The organism is Shewanella baltica, from assembly GCF_900456975.1.
Taxonomy (GTDB): Bacteria; Pseudomonadota; Gammaproteobacteria; order Enterobacterales; family Shewanellaceae; genus Shewanella; species Shewanella baltica.
On record NZ_UGYM01000002.1, the window covers coordinates 933749 to 952968 of the forward strand.

Genomic DNA, 19220 nt, shown 5'->3' on the forward strand with positions numbered 1-19220 from the left:
TTTTAACGTCTTTTAGGTTTTACCGTGTTTTTGCTCATAGTATTTTGCGTTTGTTTCGCGTCCTGCAAGCTGGAGCGTGTCGCGGGTAATATACCGAGTTCCAAGAAGTACCCCACTAAACGCCGCAGTTCGAATAAAGAGCCGATACGCTGTTGATCTTTGATGGTCAGTTTCCAACTGTCGGTTCGTCCTTCGCTATTGGTTAAGACAAATCCTTGATAAACAATCTTTTTCATTGGAATAACTCAATATTGGCTGATGGAACTTGCTAGCTTTAGTTTTACTCGTTTGGGGCTTGCTTGAAAGTGATTGCAGTCGAGACTAGAGGCTTATTGTTTAGAAACATTATTTAGAAACATTGTTTAGACATATTGTTTAGAAATAAGGGTGCCTGAGTTATCCCAAGCACCCCATCAATTAAGCGACGCTGATGCCGATATTTGATACGCCCGCTTCGATAATGTCTTTGCGTAAACCTTTGACCAGTTCCGCAGTGATCTTTGGATTTTCTTCGATAATTTCCAGCAGAGAATTTTGTAACTCTTTCTCTTCTTCCATAACTTCATGGGCAAAAACAAAATCATCTAATGCTTCATCGACTAAATCGACATCGCTGATGGCTTCGATATAGTTAGCCACTGTGCTCGATGACAGTTTGCTGATATTGACGATATCTTCTTCAATCTTGCCTTGAATCGCACCCAATAAGGTTGATATGGCGACCACAGCGTCCATGGCTGGATAGACGCCATAGGCTTCAAAATCAGCGGGTTCTGGGGTGTTATCTTCAAGACGTTGCAGATGCACATCGATATTGAATTTAAGCTTAGGGTCGTACAGGGATTGCCAGAGTAGTTCTAACGCAGTACTCAACACAGCAGGGTCACCAAACTCACAGACTTCGGAAAATAGTTGATAGTTGGGCAACATGCGTTGGCAAAGTGCAGTGGCGAAGAGTTGTTTTTGTGGCAATGTTAACGCCTTAAGACGTTTAAAGAAGCCCGTTTTTTTGGTCATCTGTTATTTCCGCTGATAGCTGTGATATCACTTGATTTGCCGCAGATTCTACCTTAGTTAACTCATCAAGTAACTCTAGTATTTCGGGTTCGAGATCTTCGACCGCTGTTTCACGTTTTAGCGCCGATTCAATTTCTTGGCATAATCTTTGGGTTGTAGGCACGCCGCAGTAGCAGCTCGCACCATGCAACTTATGGATAGTACTGAGCATGACGGGGTGATCGTTTTGACTCAATGCCGTCTGAATTGTCGTCACGGTTTGTGGCAAGGAGTCGAGCAACATTCTCAGCATGTCTAAGGCAAGATCTGCCTTATGATTGGCTTGGGTTAAGCATAAATCCCAGTTCAGCGTATGCAGGTCAAAATGGGTGAATTTGGGGCGAGTGATCCAGCGATGGATAACGTCTTTTAGCGCCGCTTCATCAATAGGTTTAGGTAAATAGCCATCCATGCCACTGCCTAAAATCAGCTCGCGTTCTTCAGCAATCGCATGGGCTGTCACGGCAATAATCGGCGTGTTACGGTTCATCGAGCCTTGGCGAATTTGCTTAGTGGCGCTGATACCATCTGTGCCTGGCATCTGAATATCCATAAAAATCAAATCGAAGGTGCGAGTCTTCGCCTGTTTAACCGCTTCATCGCCACTGTTGACCGCAACTACCGTGGTCACTAACTCGCTGAGCAAGGTGTCGATTAGCTTTAAGTTAGCAAAGTTATCATCCACCGCCAGTACGGTTAAGGATTGGCGCGCCGCCGGCGTGGCTATGGTCACTGGGGCTATGATGTCGTATTCCATCGGTGGATAGAGTAAGTTGCGGGCAAGTTGATGCTCACTGACGGGCAGAGACAACACCACATCGGCATTCGGGCGAATAAATTGGGTCAAGGCATCCTGTTCTTGGCAATCGTATAGCACCACAAGACAATCGGTTTTGGTCTTCGCCAAGTTAAGTGTACTTACCAGTTGTCCTGCATCGCTAAACCCATGGCAACTCAAGAGAACATAGTCGTATGGCGCTTCGGCCGTGTTGAGTGTGGTCAGCAAGCTTGGGATATGCTGATGGTGAGTCACTTTGGTATCCCATTGATTCAATTGGCGGCTCAAGACAGCATGAGTCAACACTCTGGGCTCGTAAAACAGTATGGTTTTGTCTTTGAGTTTTTCGAGCGGCAGTGAGTCACCGATTTGGAACTGACCTAAGCCGAGCGGCAAACTGAACCAGAAGTTTGAGCCTTTTTCTGGGGATGAAGTAAAACCGATTTGGCCGCCCATTTGATTCACTAAACGCTTAGTGATCACTAAACCTAAGCCTGTGCCACCAAAGCGGCGGGAAATCGACGAGTCGGCTTGGCCAAAGGCTTGGAATAAAAAGTCCTGCTGGCTTTCATCGATACCGATACCGGTGTCGACCACATCACAACGCAGTACCACTTGTTCTTCCGACTGGCTTTGCAGTTCGATTTTGACCATCACGCTGCCAGAGTCGGTGAATTTAATCGCGTTACCGACCAAGTTATTGATGATTTGGCACACGCGCATGGCATCGCCATTAACATTGTCGGGTACGTTAGGAGCGATATCGACGACGAGTTCTAGGCCCTTCGCCTGAGCGCTGCCAGAGATCAAGGTGATGGTATCGCCTATGGTTTCCCTTAGACCGAAGGGCATGTTTTCCAACACCATTTTACCGGCTTCGAGTTTAGAAAAATCGAGAATATCGTTGATGATGCCCAGCAGGTTAGTGGCGCTGCGCTCAATGGTTTTGATGTAATCCACTTGGCTCGAATGCAAAGGGGTTTTCACCAATTGCCGCGCAAAACCGATAACGCCATTGAGCGGCGTACGTAACTCGTGGGACATGTTGGCTAAGAATTCTGATTTAATTCGGCTGGCTTCTAGGGCGCGTTTTTTCGCTAAATCTAACTCGACGTTTTGGATTTCAATCTGCTCTAAGGTTTCCCGCAGATCCGAAGTCGCTTGGTCGATATTTTGCTGCATCTCATCATGGTATTCCGACAACGACCCCGCCATGGCATTGATACCGCGTTTGAGTAAGTCGAGCTCACCAATCAAGTTGCCATCTAAGCGGGCGTCCAATTTACCTTCACGGATTTTAGCGACGACGCGCACCATTTCAGTAATGGGCTGAGTGACGTTTTTCACCAGCCGGAAAGTGAACAGCAAGTTCAACTGCACCCCGATTAACACGATAATAAAGGCGGCGACGGCGGCTCTATGCTGCTCGAGTAGGGCACGTTCTTTATTGATGATGATGGAGATATAACCTAACAGCTGACCATCGTCTGTTTGGATATCGTAATTAGCGGGAGCGGCGCTGGGCCCGGTGGAGAAAATCGGTGTCCGTAAAATCAGGCTGTCGCCCACATGCTCAATTTCGGTTTTATGCAGTGTGTTAAGCGCTTCTTTGTAGCGCATAATTTCAAAATCTTTGTGGTAATGCGAGGTCACAAAGAGCTGATTGTTGGCGTCGAAAATCGCGATGGATTTCACTAAGGTGGATTTGTTGAGCTGCGCCGCTGCGAGTAAGCGTTTGGTTGCCTCGCGATCATTGGCCACTAAACCGATTTCACTGGCAATCGACAGCGGCTCGATAATATTGCTGCCCTGTTCGACGAGCGTATCTTCGAGCTCATAAAAACGGTTTATGGTAAAGTAGCTGCCCAGAAGGATACCGACCAAGATTGTTGGCGCGAGCGCCAGTACAAGAACCCAAGAACGTAGGCTGTATTTGGTCATGTTGTTGACTGGGTTCATAGCAGCGGCGGTGTTTCCTGTGACAGAGACTAAGATAATTTTATAAGACTGCCAGAAAGAGGGCGGTCTTTGCCAGTATTTTATTGATTTAGAGGCCGAAATGGCGCAATTTTTTAAAGCAAAACCAAATAGTTCCAAACAGTTGTCGGCTAAGTTATCGCTGAGCGTGAATCAGCTCGATCACTTAGGGGCAGGTATAGCACAACATCAAGGTAAAGTCGTGTTTATCCCCGGCGCACTGCCCGGTGAAACTGTGACGGTACAGCTCACTGAGCAAAAGAAAAATTATGCCCGCGCCAAGTTAATTAAAGTCGATACACCTAGCTCTGAGCGCGTCGAGCCTGAGTGTCCACACTATCACACCTGCGGCGGCTGCGACTTACAGCATATGTCATTATCGGGCCAGCGTGAGCATAAAGAAGCGGCGCTGCTGGATATTATGGCTAAGTTTGCTGGTGCCGAAGGCGGCGCGTTATCGCCCGCACTCACGGGTGAAGGTTGGCATTATCGTCGCCGTGCCCGTCTTGCGACTTTATTTGATAAAAATACCAAACACTTAAGCTTAGGTTTTCGTGCCGCCAGTAGCAGCAATGTGGTGCCTATCAGTCAGTGTAAGGTGTTAGCTAAGCCGTTATCGGACTTAATCGTCCCCTTTGCTAAGTTGCTGAATCAATTGTCGGCTAAAGCCAGCTTAGGCCACCTTGAGTTGATTGCCGCCGATAATGGTCACTTTGCCGTGCTGCGTATCACTAAGGCGCTCAACGATAAAGATCTCGCTAAGCTGTCAGCCTTTGCCGAGCAGCATCAAATTCACATTTGTCTGCAGGACAACGAAGGCCAATTCCAAGGCGTTGGCGCTGAGTTAGTGTTACCGGTTTATCAGCTGTTAGATGACAAAGTTGAGTCGGATGCGGTGAGTTTAAGCTTCACCCCAGGTAACTTTGTGCAAGTGAATGGACAAATTAACAAGGCCATGGTCGCTCAAGCGATGGATTGGTTAGCGCCTGCTCCAGATGAGCGCATTTTGGATTTGTTCTGCGGCATGGGGAATTTCAGTTTGCCCTTAGCGAAAATGGGCGCGGATGTGATTGGCGTCGAAGGGGTTGCCGAAATGGTGACTCAGGCACGGGTGAACGCGAAAGCTAACAATTTGGATAAACTGACCTTTTACCACGGCGATTTGAGTGCGGATTTATCCCTTGAGCCTTGGATGGGAATAATTGATAAATTACTGCTCGATCCCGCCCGCGCTGGGGCGTTTGAAAGCTTGCAATGGCTGAAGAAAATGAAGCCGCGCAAAGTCGTGTATGTTTCGTGTAATCCTGCGAGCTTGGCTCGCGATAGCGCTGTGCTGTTAGATCGCGGTTATCGATTACAGCAATTGGGACTTATCGACATGTTCCCACAAACACACCATATCGAAGCCATGGCACTGTTTGAATTAACCAAGTAATTTGCGCTGGCAAAGTAAGCAAAGCGTTTGAATAACGTAAAAAATGTGATTATTACGTCGGTTGGGTTTGACAAGTTCGCGCCAATGCTGAAGATAGGAGAGCTGAAGTGGTGCCCACTTTCTCTCTGAGCACGGATAAGGAAATAAATTAGATGGTCTCTGTTCGCGAAGCGCACTTTAATGATCCCGATTTTCACTTAGAAGATTGGGTGGCTCGCTATGTCGGTCATGCCGATGAAGCGCAGATGCTGCTCTCCTTGATAGGGCAGATTGACGCCTTACCCGCTAAGAGTCCTGCGGCGAAGAGAGAACTGCTCGAACGTGCTCGAGAGATGATCGAAATCCTCGCACCGCTGAACATGGACATTGAAACCCTGCAAGCGGCGATTTTGTTTGTGGTGTTCGATGCTGGCTTACTGACCGAAGACGCCATCAAAGAGAAATTTGGTGAGCCGCTGGCGCGTTTAGTGGCGAGTGTTGTGACCATGAATGCCATCGGCGCCTTGAAAATCAATCCCAACAGTCGCTCCACCGAGCCGCAAATCGACAACATCCGCCGCATGTTACTGGCGATGGTTGAAGATGTGCGCGCTGTGGTCATCAAACTGGCTGAGCGTGTGTGTTTACTGCGGGCGGTGAAAAATGCCGATGAAGAAACTCGCGTGCTACTGGCCCGCGAAATTGCCGATATTTATGCGCCGCTGGCCAACCGTTTAGGTATAGGTCAATTAAAGTGGGAGCTGGAAGACATTTCTTTTCGCTACCTGCATCCAGATACCTATAAAGACATCGCTAAGCAATTAGATGGTAAACGACTGGATCGTGAAGTCTTTATCGACAAGTTTGTCAGTCAGTTACAACAAAGATTAGATGAAGACCAAATTCGCGCTAAGGTCTACGGCCGGCCGAAACATATCTACAGTATCTGGCGCAAGATGAAGGGCAAACACCTTAAATTTGATGAGTTGTTTGACGTGCGCGCCGTGCGTATCGTGACTGAGCGTTTGCAGGATTGTTATGGTGCATTAGGCGTAGTGCATACGCTTTGGCACCATATTCCGCGGGAATTTGACGACTATGTCGCTAACCCTAAACCTAATGGTTATCAATCGATTCATACGGTTGTTGTGGGGCCTGAGGGCAAAACCGTTGAAATTCAAATTCGTACCCAAGACATGCATGAAGATGCAGAGCTGGGTGTGGCTGCGCATTGGAAATACAAAGAAGGAAATAATCAATCCGGTAAGCAAAGCGGCTACGAAGAAAAAATTAACTGGCTGCGTAAAATTCTGCAATGGCAGGAAGACGTGGTCGAAAGTGGCAACTTGGTCGAAGAAGTGCGCAGCCAAGTGTTTGAGGATAGAGTGTATGTGTTCACCCCAAGCGGTGAAGTCGTCGACTTGCCACTGGGCTCAACCGTGCTCGACTTTGCCTATTACATTCACTCCCAAGTGGGACATAAATGTATTGGTGCTAAGGTCGATGGCCGTATTGTGCCGTTTACTTATCAGGTCGAAACGGGCGAGCGTATCGAGATCATCACCTCGAAACAGCCTAATCCCAAGCGCGACTGGCTTAACCCTAACTTAGGTTATATCCGCACCTCGCGGGCGCGTTCGAAAATCCAGCATTGGTTTAAGCAGCAGGACAGAGACAAGAATATTGTCGCCGGCAAAGAAATGCTTGAATCCGAATTGGCGCGGGTGAGCTTGAAAATTAAAGACGCGGCCATCGCGGTCGAGCGCTTTAATATGGCGAGCATGGATGACTTACTGGCGGCGATTGGCGGCGGTGATGTGCGTCTGCATCAAGTGGTTAACCATATTCAGAGTCGTCTGCGACTCGACGAAGTGTCAGAAGAAGATGCCGTCGAAGAATTAGTTAAGAAAGGCCAACACAAACCGACCTCCAGTGGCCGTGGTCAGGTTGAAGTCAACGGTGTGGGTAACTTACTTAACCATATCGCCCGTTGTTGTCAGCCCGTTCCCGGTGATGAGATCTTAGGTTTTATCACTAAGGGCCGCGGAATTTCTGTGCATCGCGCCGATTGTGAACAAGTGAAAGAGCTGATGCGGGTTCACCCTGAGCGCGGTGTCGATGTGGTCTGGGGCGAAAATTACTCCGGCGGTTATCGCATGCGTTTGCGGGTATTGGCCCACGATCGCAGCGGTTTATTGCGTGACTTAACCTCAGTGTTGGCTGCCGAAAAATCCAATGTATTAGCCATGAGCTCGTCATCGGATACTAAAAACCAGACCGCCGCGATTGAGTTGGAACTAGAGCTTTATAACCTCGATGGTTTATCGCGGGTGTTATCGAAACTGACCCAGGTCGATAGCGTGATCGAGGCAAGACGGCTTTAGGTTTCGCAATGATTTTCGAAGCGATTAGCCTCGAAATCACTCGCAATATAAAAGATACAGAGAAGCCATCTAGAAGCTAGAAAGTAATAAAGGATAGGGGCGGCAAGGCGAATTTCGCTGGCCGCCTTTTTATTTGGTTTTTATGGGAATTGAGTGGGATTACCAGTCAATTTAGTCTTTGTATGCTTAGCTGTTGCTGCAAGCCATTCATAATGGCTTGCCATGGCATTTGCTCCCCGACTCGCAGCCAGTCCGTCCGTGGATGCTCGACCGCCCCGTCCATGGGGCGGACGGTCGTCTCGCTAATCACCATGGCACGCCTTTCGAGTGCTTGCGTAACCTGTTGGTTTTAAAGACTAGATCTCATCTTAACGATTATAGACACCACTCTATTGGGCAGAAATGAGCTATGTTTTGCACGGAATTCTCTGCATTCCGGATAAGCATAAATAATACCGAGAGTTGAATCGTGAGCAGTGATGAACTTAAGGATGCAATGCTTGGCTTGAGGCTTTACCTTTACACCATTTTCCGCAGTTGTGCTGCTTTTTAAACTCACACATGCTATCCCATCGACCACTTATGCCACTGTATTGACGGCGAAACTCTTTGGCTGAAGTGAGCCACGCATCGGGCGAAATGCCTAATTCATTGAGCAGTTTTGGCCGTTCATTATCGATATAGCCTTTTTTATCAAGGCGCATAGCGCGTCCCGTCCAATCTATTAACTCAAGATAATCGGCAAAATGAAACGGAATACCCGTTTGCTGACTCAGAAGTGTTGAACCATCAAATTTTGCGAGGGCTTTATGTAGAATTGGCTGTAGGTTATCTGCGATAGTGTTGGCCAGTTGTGGCGCGTTGATATGAGGATTAAGCGCATTCACGCGCTCCTGAATCGATGTAAAATCAGAGGATTGTAAAGAGTCGGCAATCCCTGCTCGAATAGGATTTAAATCGACATACATCATGCACGCCAGCAGTGCTCGCTCATCTAACAAGGCTTGTGACTTAAAACGGCCTTCCCAAAAAGCGCCTTTACACTCATCTTCACGATTGGCCTTACGGGCAATTTCTTCATTTAAACAGCGCATAAACCAAGATATACTGCTCAGTCGCTCATGCCACTCGGCGAGTAATGCATCAAGTAACATCACTTCAGCGTCGATTAAAGCATCGCCATTCATATACTTAGTGGCGACAGCATGGCCTTTAGTGATTTGACACCAGCGATTAATAATATCTTTTTGCGTTAGCGATTTGGCCTTGTCGACATCAATTTTAAGCACTAAATGATAGTGATTACTCATCACCGCATAGGCGCAAATATCAATGCAGAAAATCGCAGATAATGCCTTGATTTTATCAACAATCCAGTCGCGTCTATGCTCGAAACTGCGGCCCGTGAGTTTATCCTCACCACACAAAAAAGCCCTGCGCACACAGCGATTAATCACATGATAGTAGGGCGTCGCATTAGCATCAATTAAATGTCTTCTGGCCGAAGTCATAGCAAACTCCACACAGACAAAATCAAAGTAATGTAAAGCCTAGTAGAGGAGTGCACAAAACACAAAAGATGTGGCTGTCCTCTTTATCTGACAGCCGGCAGTGCTTCTGGTTCAGCTCAGGGTATCGAAGTTAATACCGGTGATTTATTTGAACTTCTGACATGGGGGACTACGCGGTCTTCCAGTTATAGCGCCAAGTTCGATAATTTCAGCTTTGTACCATCAGCAGCAATTACTCCCCAATGTGCCTTTGCAGGTGACAACCAAGGTCGTAACGATGCAGGCTTTACTGGACAAACTTTTGTTTACAGTGTAAGCGGTAAATGAAGCAGTGAAGCGTTAATCGATATTGCTTAGATCAACATTCCACGGCATTAAATCGGTCAAATCGTCGGTAGGTAGACGCTTGGGCAACTCGGTAAACAAGTGCCTGAAGTAATAATATGGACTGATATCGTTCGCGCGACAGGTCATCACTAAACTGTATAAGTTCGCACTGGCATGCGCGCCGTTGACTGACGTTGAGAACATCCAGTTTTTGCGCCCCGTTGTAAACGGGCGAATATCTCGTTCGGTGACATTATTGTCGATGCTAATATCGCCATCATCAAGATAAGTTAATAATTTCGGCCATTGGTTTAGGGCGTAAGTAATGGCTTTACCTAGATATCCTTTGGGAAGTACCTGTTGTTTCTCCAACCAAGTTTTAAACTCCGCTAATATTGGTACCGCTTCTTGTTTTCTTAATTGTTGTCGCTCAAGAGCACTGAGTTGTTTGGAGCGTTTTTCAATGGCGTAGAGTTTGGCAATATAGCTCAGTGCAACTTCGGGCTTACCTGCTTTTTTTGACGCACTCGCTTTTTGTGCATCGGTGAACTTTCGACGCACATGTGCCATGCAGCCAGCATGGGTGACATCTTTTAATGTGCCATAAGCACCGTACCCATCTGTCAGCAAATACCCAGAGAAACCTGATAAGAACGCTTGCGCGCAACGGCCAGCACGGCTTGGATGATAGTCATAAATCACGATAGGCGATTGGACAAACTCACCACTGCGATACACCCACATATACGATTTAGTTTCGGCTTTTCTATCTTCTTCACGAAGCACTTGCACGGTGGTTTCATCAGCACAAATCAGCTTTTCATTGAGCAGTTGTGACTGCATTGCATCAATAATGGGCTGTACTTTCATGCCTAATTGCACACACCAATTGGCTAAGGTCGCTCGGCTGATATCAATACCTGAGCGGGTTAATATATCCACCTGGCGATAAAGTGGAAGTGCATCAACGTATTTTGCCGTCACAACGGCGGCAAATGCCTCGGCACTACCAATACTTTTAGGGATTAAACTGGGTGGCTTAGGGGTGGTGATAATGCGTGAACTTGTTTGTGTTTTTTCACACTGGCGACAGGCATATTTTACCCGTTCATGGCGGATAACCGTCACTTTTTGTGGAATAATTTTAAGTTCTTCACTGGTTTCGACGCCGCATTGGTGTAATGGAGACTGACAGCATTCACAACAAGGCGAGTCAATCTCATGTGTGATAACTTCACGCTCTAGCGCTTCAGGTAACGGTTTACGGCCTGTTTTCTTTGTTGTTTGCGTTGATGGCTCAGCAATATCTTGTTGCTCGGCCTCGTTGAAGGTGCCTTTGGCGACTTTTTCACTCTTAGAAGAAAACCGCTTAGATTGACTTAAATTTAATTGCTCAATTAACAACTGGATTTGTGTTTTAAGCTCGGTGATTTCTTCTTGAGCAACAAGCACTTCTTCCTTGGCTAATGACGCTTGTGCCTGTGCAATGTCAGCAGCTTGTTGCAGCTGCAGTACCATGGCCTTAAGTTGCTCAATATCATCAGGAAGTGTTGTCATTATTAGCGAAGTTTGTATTCATTTCTCCTTATTGTGACAGCGAAAAAGGATCGTTCAAGCATAAAAATGTGATCGCCTTTTTGATCACACTGTTAGGTTAGTTATTGGTCGATGTGCTCTGTGATGCTCGATAGATAACCCCGATAACAGCCAATTCAGCTGGGCCTTGCTGATATGTAGTGCGCCATCGTGTGTTGGCTTTGGCCACTTAAAGGTGCCTTTTTCTAACCGCCGATAATAAAGCCAAAAGCCATTAGTGTCCCAAAACAAGATTTTGAGTTTATCTCGATGACGATTACAAAAAATAAACCAGGATTCGCTAAACGGGTCCATTTCAAGATGTTGTGCAACGATAAGCGATAGGCCATCGATAGACTTACGCATATCTGTGACACCCGTGACGAGATAAACTTGAGCAGATGGTGTCATTATTGTAGGGCAGCAACCCAATGCTGGATTTGGCTAGCGCTTAAATGAATTGGCAACTGAGCACGCAAACCATTTGCAAGGGTTAGCGTGACAACGTTTTCACTCACGACGGATGTATCGGTCACAATGAGGGGTTGCAATTGTTGTGGCTCCGGCTGTGTTCGGAGTTTTTTGGCCCATGTATAAAAGGTTTGATAGCTTATGTTCTGCTCAGCGCAAAACTGAGTGATGCTAATGCCACTTTGTTTTTGCTGCTCGATTAATGAAGACCAATACTGGTGTTTTTCTTGTGATGACATAGTGCCTCCTTAAATTGGTGAGGTACTATGACAACTATTTTTATGATTGAGTATGTGGGGTTTATTTACCGCTTACTTTACAGTAACACCAGTTACGGTACCAACAGATTTATGTGGGACGGCATTAACAAAGGTGAAGTGCCTATAGGTACAGGCTCAGTAACCGATGAGAATGGCAACGTATTTACTTTAGGGGCGCAAGTATCACATCCATACGCAGACCTGTGGTATTACGAGATTTGCGTAAACACGCCCTGAGCCCTGCTAATTTAACCTGAACTCAGGATTAGAAAGTTAGAACTAGAGGCCCTCTTAGTGCTTAGAACTTTCGACCAAGAATCATCCAACCACAACAAAGAGGGCCTATACATAAGTTAATGGAAGTATTTTGTAATGTCGGTCTTTTTCTATAAAAATAGGGCTGTCACAGTTTTTAGTCTTGTAAATAAACATGAGCACTCAAAACTAATTTGGTAAAGTTGAATGCTTTTTGAAACTAAAATTTGGTAGCTTTGTTGAGCTTGTATTTTGACTTGTTCAGAGTTTTTATATTTTCCTTAAAAAATATTTGTCTACTTTTTAAGGCAACCAAGAAGACCTTTATGGTCTACCCAATTTTGGTGAGATAAAAACTATTCTTAGTATCTAAATACATGTAAATCATAAAAAGAATCATTGTGTAAGCACGCGAATGTAATATAAGCCCCCGTTAACTTAGCCTCTTCGATTTGCCTATCTATCGTTTTGACGATTTCTATATCTCCTTTTTTTTCAATGTAGTCTCGAAAATCTTCAAGTTCCATTAGTGTTAGTTTTTTTCGTAAAACAATGATCTCATCAAACTCTTCTATTAAATATTCAATATTTTCATAGAATTCAAAAAGCTCCCCGTCTTCCCCCTTTACTTTGTCATCTATGACAGCTTTCACTTCACATTTGTGATAGAACTCATACCCCTGTATTTCATCAAAAATTAAGTCGGTATCTATTAGCATTTCATTACCCCATATAAAAATAAGGATTAGTTGTTGAAATTTTTTGCTGGTGTTAATTTGTGTTCTTTGTTTTTCAGGGCAACGAAGGCTTGGCTATTGATATTTTCAACCGCTCATTCTCACAAACCAGCACATTTTTATCACACTGAATCTGTGCCAACTTGCTCATTCGCTCAGCTGCCTGAGCTGTTGCCCGTTGAAAGCCCAATAGGCCCAGAGCTGCAGAAGCTGCATCCGTCACGCTAATGGCATGGGCGTCTTGCACTGTCAGCAATAAGGCGTTGGTGAGCTCGGCATCACAGACGTTTTCCAGCTTACGGGTCGCGGTGTCGACGCTGTTCCAGTTTCTTAACTTGACTGTACTGCGGCCATGCGGCCATAACACTTCATCGCTATCTAGCTGGATTAATCCTTTGGCAACAGCGCCTGTAATGGCCTGGTCTACAGTGCGTTTAATTTTGGCGCCAACCCTTGTCAAGCCAGCAGCATTAGCTAAACGAGTAGCAACTAGGCTGGCGAATATTGGGTATTCGGTTTCAACAATACGCTCCACTGCATACACCAACATACTTAAAGGGATGGCGCTGAAATCATCGACATGCGGAATATTGAGCTTAGACACATCAGCTTTTTTATAGGGCGTAGTGCAGGCTTCAAATTCTGGTTGTTCTTCTTCTACCCGCATTATTGGCGTTGCAATGGCCTCTGGCACAGCTACTTTGTGTTTCACTTGTCTGGTGCTAGTGGCTTGTGCTGCCATTGTTACCATCAGTTCGTCATGTTGGGTTATGGCTTTGTCTATGAGTACTTTCAGGCGATGTAACTCTGCCTCTGGATCTCGAAACCAGTCAGTGGACCAAATGCGTTCAAAGCTCCAGCCAAGGCCTTCCAGTACACTTTGCCGCAACCTTTCGCGGTCGCGTGCCGAAGTTGCTCCATAATAGCCAGCGCCGTCATATTCCAGCGCCAATACAAATTTACTGGGGTCTTCAGGATGCTTGATGGCTAAGTCGATGTAATAACCTTGACTGCCTACTCGGGTGGCTACCTGATACCCTAAACGCTGGATTGCCTGATGCAGTAGGGCGCCAAAAGCAAAGTTTTGTTCCTGCTGTTTTTCATAGGCTTTGTTCAATTGGCCTGATTCGGCAAACTGCAAAAAGATTTGCAGTGAACGCACACCAAAAGGGCTGTCTGCGCCAACTTTCAGTTCATCACCTTTGAAGTTGGCAAACACTTCCATTGCCAATCGCGCACGTGAAATCAGTACGTTTAACCGCCGTTCGCCGCCTGGTTTGTTCAGAAGGCCAAAATTCTGGCTCAGCTGGCCTGTGCTGGTTTTGCCGTAACAAATGCTGATCAAAATAACGTCGCGTTCGTCACCCTGCACGTTCTCTAGGTTCTTTACAAAAAACTCATCACCACCTGCATGTTGTGCAAAGAATTCGTCAGTTTCTGGCTGTAAGCGGCGCTCTTTTTCCAGCTCAAGCAAGATAGCATCTCGCTGCGAAAGGCTAAACGCAACCACGCCTAACGATAGGTGAGGTTTAGTTAAAGCGTGATTCAGTACTGCTGCAACCACAGCTTTTACTTCGCCAGTATTAGTGCGAGAGCTGCCTTTGTCGTAATGCGTTTCAGGTAAATAATGAAACTTCAGCCCTGTTGCATCGGGGTGAAAGCCTGGGCTTGGGAAGGCCACTAACTTGTTTTTATAAAACTGGTCGTTGGACACTGCGATCAGTGAATCGTGGCGAGAGCGGTAGTGCCAGCGCAGCATTTTGCTTGCCGCACCACGGGCTTCCATTAATGCCAGAATACTTTCCATTTCTGCGGTGGCGCTGCTTTCCAGTTCCTCCTCTTCCAGTTCAACGGCTTTACCAAACAGGTTGCTTGGTGGCATTTGCTTACTGTCACCTACCACAATTACTTGCTGCCCGCGCAGCATTGCGCCTAAGGCATCGGGTGCTGGAATTTGACTCGCTTCGTCAAAAATCACCAGGTCAAAATCTAACGCACCTTGTTTTAGGTAGGTGGCGATGGACATAGGGCTCATCATAAAAATAGGTTTTACTTGCTGGATCACGTTACCTGCTTCCGCCAGCAATTTCCTAATAGGAATATGACGTTTTTTCTTACCTAGCTCACGCAGTACTAATTCCATTTCACCTTTAGCAGTTTTCTTCGGCAAGCGCTCGTACAGACTGTTTACTAAAAACTCTTGGGCGAAAAATAAACTGTTACCATCAATACGTTTAAAGTCGCGTAGGCTTTGTTCATGTTTATTGCGGTCAAATTGCCGTATTGCTTCTGAGCTGTCATAGGCATTGTTAACCAGACCAGAATAATAGCTAAGTTCGAATACCGTCATTAGCAAGTCTGGGGCTGCATTCCATGAGTACGCCAGTTTAGTGAAGTCCTTGATGTTATAAGGCTCAAACGCTTTAATAATCTGGTTGTAGCGCGCAAAATCGTAAAATAAGGCTGAGTTTTTCCAGCCCTCTAACAAAGCATTTAGCTGCGCAAATTGCATTGCAGCTAAATCATGGTTTGGATTGCTGTCGGGGATTTGTATCAGCTCTTGCAGCGTTTGTGCCTGCACTGCAATAGCGTTACAAAGCGCTGTCAGTGAGTTTGTCTGGTCACGCAGCAGCTTTTTATCAACGCCTTTATCAATCAGTTCTGCCAATGACTGCGACAATTCAACACGGTTTACCTTTGCATAAAAGGTGTTTATCCAGCTGTGAATTTGCGTTAATTCATTGTGCTCCGAAAATTCGCCTTGCCACTGCGCGCCAAAAGCTTCAGATAACAGGGGGTGGTAGCTAGTTAGCTCTTTTTTCGTGCTTTGGTAAGTTAAAGCAGTATCTAATGCAGTAAGCCAGTCGGTAGACGAAGCGGGCAGAACGCCAAGCCAAAGCCCTGCTAGCTGTGCTTTGGCTTGACGATAGCTGGACGACAGGAAACGCCACCATTTATCTGTTTTGCCAATCAAGCCTTGGCGGATACTCAGCAAATCGGCATCCAGCGCCTGCGTGATAAATTGTTGTTCGCAGCTGGCTTTGAGTGATAAGAAATTGGCCAGACAAGACAGGCCGTTATCGATCCGCTTTTTTTCTAACGCCCATATGGGGATATTTACTTTAACGCTTTTAAGATCCGGTACTTCGGATAGCCAGCTCGTTGTTGAAATCAGCGGTGCGACTTGTTGCAAGCTTTGTGGTTTATCAAGCTGCAGAAAAACACTGACGGTTTGAGTTTGCGTATCAAGTTGGCTAAGCAACTGGCTTATTTCTACCAAAGTAGAGGTTAGTGCCTGCTGCAATGCAGGTGAAAAGTCAGTGCGACCAGACATCGCAAATGGATGCGCTGCAGGTATGCCAATGCGTGCTAGTTGCTGTACTAATTCCGTAACCAGTTTCCTCGCATTACTGTATTCCTCAGCTGTCCATTGTTCGTAGTAGCTAAAGGGGAGGGCTGGTAAGGAGTTGTCGGGATCCTTTGTCTTCAATTGCAGCAATGAGCCCAACGCTTCAATGTAATTGATACCGCTACGCAGAATAGGGGCTCGGATGGCATGCACATAAGCATCCAGCGAGGCTTTTGATTCCGCTAAATCTGAAAACTCTTGCTCCCGGTTTGCTGTTTGTGGCCGACCTTGCTCAAGTGACTCAGCAATAGAACCAAGCACAGATTTCTTGGTACTTTTGTGACTATGTAGTTCGAGTACGGCGTAGCCCATATGAGTTTCATCAAGGCGTTTTTTTACCACCTCAAGTGCTGCCATTTTTTGTGCAACAAACAGCACCTTTTTACCCAGCGCAACCGCTTCGGCAATAATGTTGGTGATAGTTTGGGATTTACCTGTACCTGGCGGCCCTTGAATGATCAGGTCCGCGCCAGATTTCATCGCCAAGATTGCTTCAATCTGGCTGGAATCGGCGTCTTTTACCAAGTGGAGTTTTTCTGGATGATTCAGATCTGCTGGATTGATCTCTGCATCGTGGGGAAAGCCATCACGAAATAAGCGGCCAATCAAAGGTAACTGTGATGGTTTTTTTCCTTCCGGCCAGCCTGTAGGGTCCAAGTCCATGTACATTTGAAACTTGCCAAAAGAGAACAGCCCTAAACCAATTTTATCTTGATGCACCCGCCATGAAGGTTGCGCTGTAATCGCATCAGCTACCGCCTGATAATAATCTGTGATGACCATCTCATCAGAATAGGCGGGAAGCATTAACTTAAACTCAGTCCTTAGTTTTGCTGCTAAGGTCAGGTTTGAACCCAGCTCTTCGCCTGTGTAGCGTAATTTGAAGCTATCTCTGGCTGATGAGCGCATTAGTTGAACAGGGATCAGAATTAAAGGCGCATATCTTGAAACCGATGAGTTTGTTGGCTCATTCCACTGTAAAAAACCAAGTGCTAAATACAGAACCTCGACACCTTGCTCTTGCAGCATGGTATGGGCTTCGGTTTCCAGTTTCAGCAGGGCTTTATCCAGCTTGGCGGGCACTAATCCGGTTTGTAGGTATTTGTCAGTGAAGCGGGCCGCTCCCTTTTTCTGTTCGAGGTATAAATCAAGAGGTGGCAATTCCGATTCATCGTCGGTCTGAAAGAATGATCCTTCATCTTCGCTGTCGGCAATTTTTTGTTGATAAGCTTCTGGCAATGGTAAAAAGCTGAGTGTGTTTTCTTGCTCAACCAGCATTTCAAATATCTTGGCAGATTGCTCATCAATAATGTCGAGGGCTTTACTACCACTGCGGTAATTTAGCTGAGGGTTGGATCGAAGACCCATATCAAGTAATTCCAGACGCGCACGTTCCAGCTGCTGCTCAACAACCATAAAAATCCATCTCCGAGATATGCTGAACAGCAATAGTTTTCACTAGGTTTTTGCTGGTGGCGTTGGTTAAAAATCTACCATATCAATGGTTGTTTCTAAAAGCAATCTTGCGGATTATTAGAATGATAAGAACAAGTCGGGCAGGAAGTGAGTGGTTGGATATTACTTTTAGGGGCCGTTAATAAATTTAACGATATTAGCTAAAGTTGATGGTGCTATTCGCCATGAGATTACTGCTCACCTCATTCCTAATTAAGAAAATGTGTCCCAGCATTTCTGAGTATGCCCTTTTGCCTGCAAATTACTTAATCGGCCAGTCTCCTTGGGGCTATTACGCTCTACGGAATTATTTAACCAACAACGGCATGCTAATCGATCATGAATATGGCTCATGTTCTATGTGAAATAAAACCGTTTTTGTTCATGTGCCGAACCACGTATAAATGACTCCAAGCGAAATATTAGACAAGCCTAAGCCATCAGAACTTAAGTTATTGGCACTTAAGTTAAATATAACCTCAGACAGAACACGAATAATCTCTATCAGAGTCGGGTCTAGAAGCTAGAAGCGCAGGGCATAAACTCAGGTTTGAAATCAGACAATGGGATACTGGATCACTATGAATAAGCATTTTACATTTACGATTAACAGCATTTGTCTTGATGAAAATTATCATCCCTCAGACAAGACGCGTATCACCACCAACTTTGCTAATTTGGCCAGAGGCAGTCATCGCCAAGCGAACTTACGCAACGCGTTAAAGATGATTGATAATAGCTTTAATGCCTTAGCGCATTGGGATAACCCCAAAGGCGATCGTTATAGCGTCGAGCTGGAAATTATCTCCGTTAATCTGGATATTGACGGCAGTGGTCAAACCTTCCCATCGATTGAAATTTTGAAAACCAATATTGTTGATCATAAAACCAATAAGCGCATTGAAGGCATTGTTGGCAATAACTTTTCATCCTACGTACGCGATTATGACTTTAGCGTATTACTGGCAGAACATAATAAGGGCCAAGCCAAATTTAGTATTCCAGATGATTTTGGTGGTCTACATGGCAAGCTATTTCAGTCTTTTGTTAATTCTGATGCTTATAAACAGAATTTTAATAAGCCACCTGTTATCTGTCTCAGTGTTTCGGATAATAAAACCTACCATAGAATTGAGAATCAGCATCCCGTATTAGGGGTTGAATATCAGCCAAATGAATCCTCTTTAACTGAGCAATATTTCAAAAAAATGGGCTTACAGGTGCGTTATTTTATGCCACCCAATAGCGTGGCGCCGTTAGCTTTTTATTTCTTTGGTGATTTACTCAATGATTACACCCATCTTGAGTTGATAAGCACCATCAGCACTATGGGAACTTTTCAAAAAATCTATCGCCCTGAGATTTATAATGCCAATGCTGTTGCAGGGAAATGCTATCAACCCAATTTGAAAAATCTGGATCATTCACTGACTCAAATTGTTTATGATCGAGCAGAACGTAGCCAATTGGCTAATGAGCAAGGCAAATTTGCCGCGGAGTACTTTATCAAACCCTACCAAAAGTTTTTTGAACAATGGTCTGCTAATTTCGTTTAGTCGCTCTGCACTTAATCGTCACGCTCAATAATTAACCCAATACGGCATCAATATC

General features: G+C 45.5%; 13 protein-coding genes. 4 read left to right on the forward strand and 9 right to left on the reverse strand.

The genetic code is table 11. The annotated features are described in order from the left end of the window. Positions 1 to 2 precede the first annotated feature (2 nt). The 3 genes from DYH48_RS04135 to barA all read right to left on the reverse strand — a co-directional run bounded on the left by DYH48_RS04135 (position 3) and on the right by barA (position 3793). Positions 3 to 236 carry a DUF3319 domain-containing protein gene (locus DYH48_RS04135; RefSeq protein ID WP_006082632.1) on the reverse strand — a complete coding sequence of 78 codons (234 nt, stop codon included), beginning with the start codon at positions 234 to 236 and terminating at the stop codon, positions 3 to 5. A gap of 181 nt (positions 237 to 417) precedes the next feature. Beyond that, entirely contained in the window at positions 418 to 1017 is a 600-nt protein-coding gene (locus DYH48_RS04140) for a YjaG family protein (RefSeq protein ID WP_006082631.1), read from the reverse strand. Next, positions 992 to 3793, reverse strand: a complete 2802-nt coding sequence (gene barA, locus DYH48_RS04145; RefSeq protein WP_107948631.1) for a two-component sensor histidine kinase BarA — start codon at positions 3791 to 3793, stop codon at positions 992 to 994. The genes DYH48_RS04140 and barA overlap by 26 nt, the downstream gene beginning before the upstream one ends. Positions 3794 to 3893: 100 nt before the next feature. Between barA and rlmD the strand changes: the two genes are divergently transcribed. Next, positions 3894 to 5246: a 23S rRNA (uracil(1939)-C(5))-methyltransferase RlmD gene (rlmD, locus tag DYH48_RS04150; protein ID WP_115334126.1), complete on the forward strand. Its 1353-nt coding sequence runs from the start codon at positions 3894 to 3896 to the stop codon at positions 5244 to 5246. Positions 5247 to 5398: 152 nt separating this feature from the next. Further along, the gene (gene relA / locus DYH48_RS04155) at positions 5399 to 7609 is read left to right on the forward strand and encodes a GTP diphosphokinase (RefSeq protein ID WP_115334127.1); all 2211 of its coding nucleotides are present in this window, start codon (positions 5399 to 5401) and stop codon (positions 7607 to 7609) included. A 485-nt stretch (positions 7610 to 8094) separates the two neighbouring features. Here relA and DYH48_RS04160 read toward each other — a convergent pair whose 3' ends face one another. The 4 genes from DYH48_RS04160 to tnpA form a co-directional block, all read right to left on the reverse strand. After that, positions 8095 to 9120 carry a transposase gene (locus tag DYH48_RS04160; RefSeq protein WP_115334128.1) on the reverse strand — a complete coding sequence of 342 codons (1026 nt, stop codon included), beginning with the start codon at positions 9118 to 9120 and terminating at the stop codon, positions 8095 to 8097. A 339-nt stretch (positions 9121 to 9459) separates the two neighbouring features. Then, positions 9460 to 11004 carry an IS66-like element ISSba7 family transposase gene (locus tag DYH48_RS04170; RefSeq protein WP_115334129.1) on the reverse strand — a complete coding sequence of 515 codons (1545 nt, stop codon included), beginning with the start codon at positions 11002 to 11004 and terminating at the stop codon, positions 9460 to 9462. An 84-nt stretch (positions 11005 to 11088) separates the two neighbouring features. Beyond that, the gene (gene tnpB, locus DYH48_RS04175; protein WP_012088183.1) at positions 11089 to 11433 is read right to left on the reverse strand and encodes an IS66 family insertion sequence element accessory protein TnpB; all 345 of its coding nucleotides are present in this window, start codon (positions 11431 to 11433) and stop codon (positions 11089 to 11091) included. Continuing rightward, positions 11433 to 11732, reverse strand: coding sequence for an IS66 family insertion sequence element accessory protein TnpA (gene tnpA, locus DYH48_RS04180; protein WP_115334130.1), 300 nt, complete (start codon positions 11730 to 11732; stop codon positions 11433 to 11435). Before tnpA ends, tnpB begins: the two co-directional genes overlap by 1 nt. 27 nt (positions 11733 to 11759) lie before the next feature. On the opposite strand from tnpA, the gene DYH48_RS04185 reads away from it, so the two are divergent. After that, positions 11760 to 11990: a hypothetical protein gene (locus DYH48_RS04185; RefSeq protein ID WP_256613024.1), complete on the forward strand. Its 231-nt coding sequence runs from the start codon at positions 11760 to 11762 to the stop codon at positions 11988 to 11990. A 380-nt stretch (positions 11991 to 12370) separates the two neighbouring features. On the opposite strand, the gene DYH48_RS04190 is transcribed toward DYH48_RS04185, so the two are convergent. After that, on the reverse strand, positions 12371 to 12727 hold the full coding sequence (locus tag DYH48_RS04190) for a hypothetical protein (protein ID WP_115334131.1): 357 nt from the start codon (positions 12725 to 12727) through the stop codon (positions 12371 to 12373). Between the two features lie 73 nt (positions 12728 to 12800). Beyond that, the gene (locus DYH48_RS04195) at positions 12801 to 17522 is read right to left on the reverse strand and encodes a DUF3320 domain-containing protein (RefSeq protein WP_256613025.1); all 4722 of its coding nucleotides are present in this window, start codon (positions 17520 to 17522) and stop codon (positions 12801 to 12803) included. 668 nt (positions 17523 to 18190) lie between these two features. Between DYH48_RS04195 and DYH48_RS04200 the strand changes: the two genes are divergently transcribed. Further along, positions 18191 to 19165, forward strand: coding sequence for a DUF1852 domain-containing protein (locus DYH48_RS04200; RefSeq protein WP_107948626.1), 975 nt, complete (start codon positions 18191 to 18193; stop codon positions 19163 to 19165). Positions 19166 to 19220 lie beyond the last annotated feature (55 nt).

Bases quoted from the DNA above. Each gene is read 5' to 3' on its own strand.
- DYH48_RS04135 (WP_006082632.1), bottom strand. From the start codon at position 236: ATGAAAAAGATTGTTTATCAAGGATTTGTCTTAACCAATAGCGAAGGA.
- DYH48_RS04140 (WP_006082631.1), bottom strand. From the start codon at position 1,017: ATGACCAAAAAAACGGGCTTCTTTAAACGTCTTAAGGCGTTAACATTG.
- barA (WP_107948631.1), bottom strand. From the start codon at position 3,793: ATGAACCCAGTCAACAACATGACCAAATACAGCCTACGTTCTTGGGTT.
- rlmD (WP_115334126.1), top strand. From the start codon at position 3,894: ATGGCGCAATTTTTTAAAGCAAAACCAAATAGTTCCAAACAGTTGTCG.
- relA (WP_115334127.1), top strand. From the start codon at position 5,399: ATGGTCTCTGTTCGCGAAGCGCACTTTAATGATCCCGATTTTCACTTA.
- DYH48_RS04160 (WP_115334128.1), bottom strand. From the start codon at position 9,120: ATGACTTCGGCCAGAAGACATTTAATTGATGCTAATGCGACGCCCTAC.
- DYH48_RS04170 (WP_115334129.1), bottom strand. From the start codon at position 11,004: ATGACAACACTTCCTGATGATATTGAGCAACTTAAGGCCATGGTACTG.
- tnpB (WP_012088183.1), bottom strand. From the start codon at position 11,433: ATGACACCATCTGCTCAAGTTTATCTCGTCACGGGTGTCACAGATATG.
- tnpA (WP_115334130.1), bottom strand. From the start codon at position 11,732: ATGTCATCACAAGAAAAACACCAGTATTGGTCTTCATTAATCGAGCAG.
- DYH48_RS04185 (WP_256613024.1), top strand. From the start codon at position 11,760: ATGACAACTATTTTTATGATTGAGTATGTGGGGTTTATTTACCGCTTA.
- DYH48_RS04190 (WP_115334131.1), bottom strand. From the start codon at position 12,727: ATGCTAATAGATACCGACTTAATTTTTGATGAAATACAGGGGTATGAG.
- DYH48_RS04195 (WP_256613025.1), bottom strand. From the start codon at position 17,522: ATGGGTCTTCGATCCAACCCTCAGCTAAATTACCGCAGTGGTAGTAAA.
- DYH48_RS04200 (WP_107948626.1), top strand. From the start codon at position 18,191: ATGAATAAGCATTTTACATTTACGATTAACAGCATTTGTCTTGATGAA.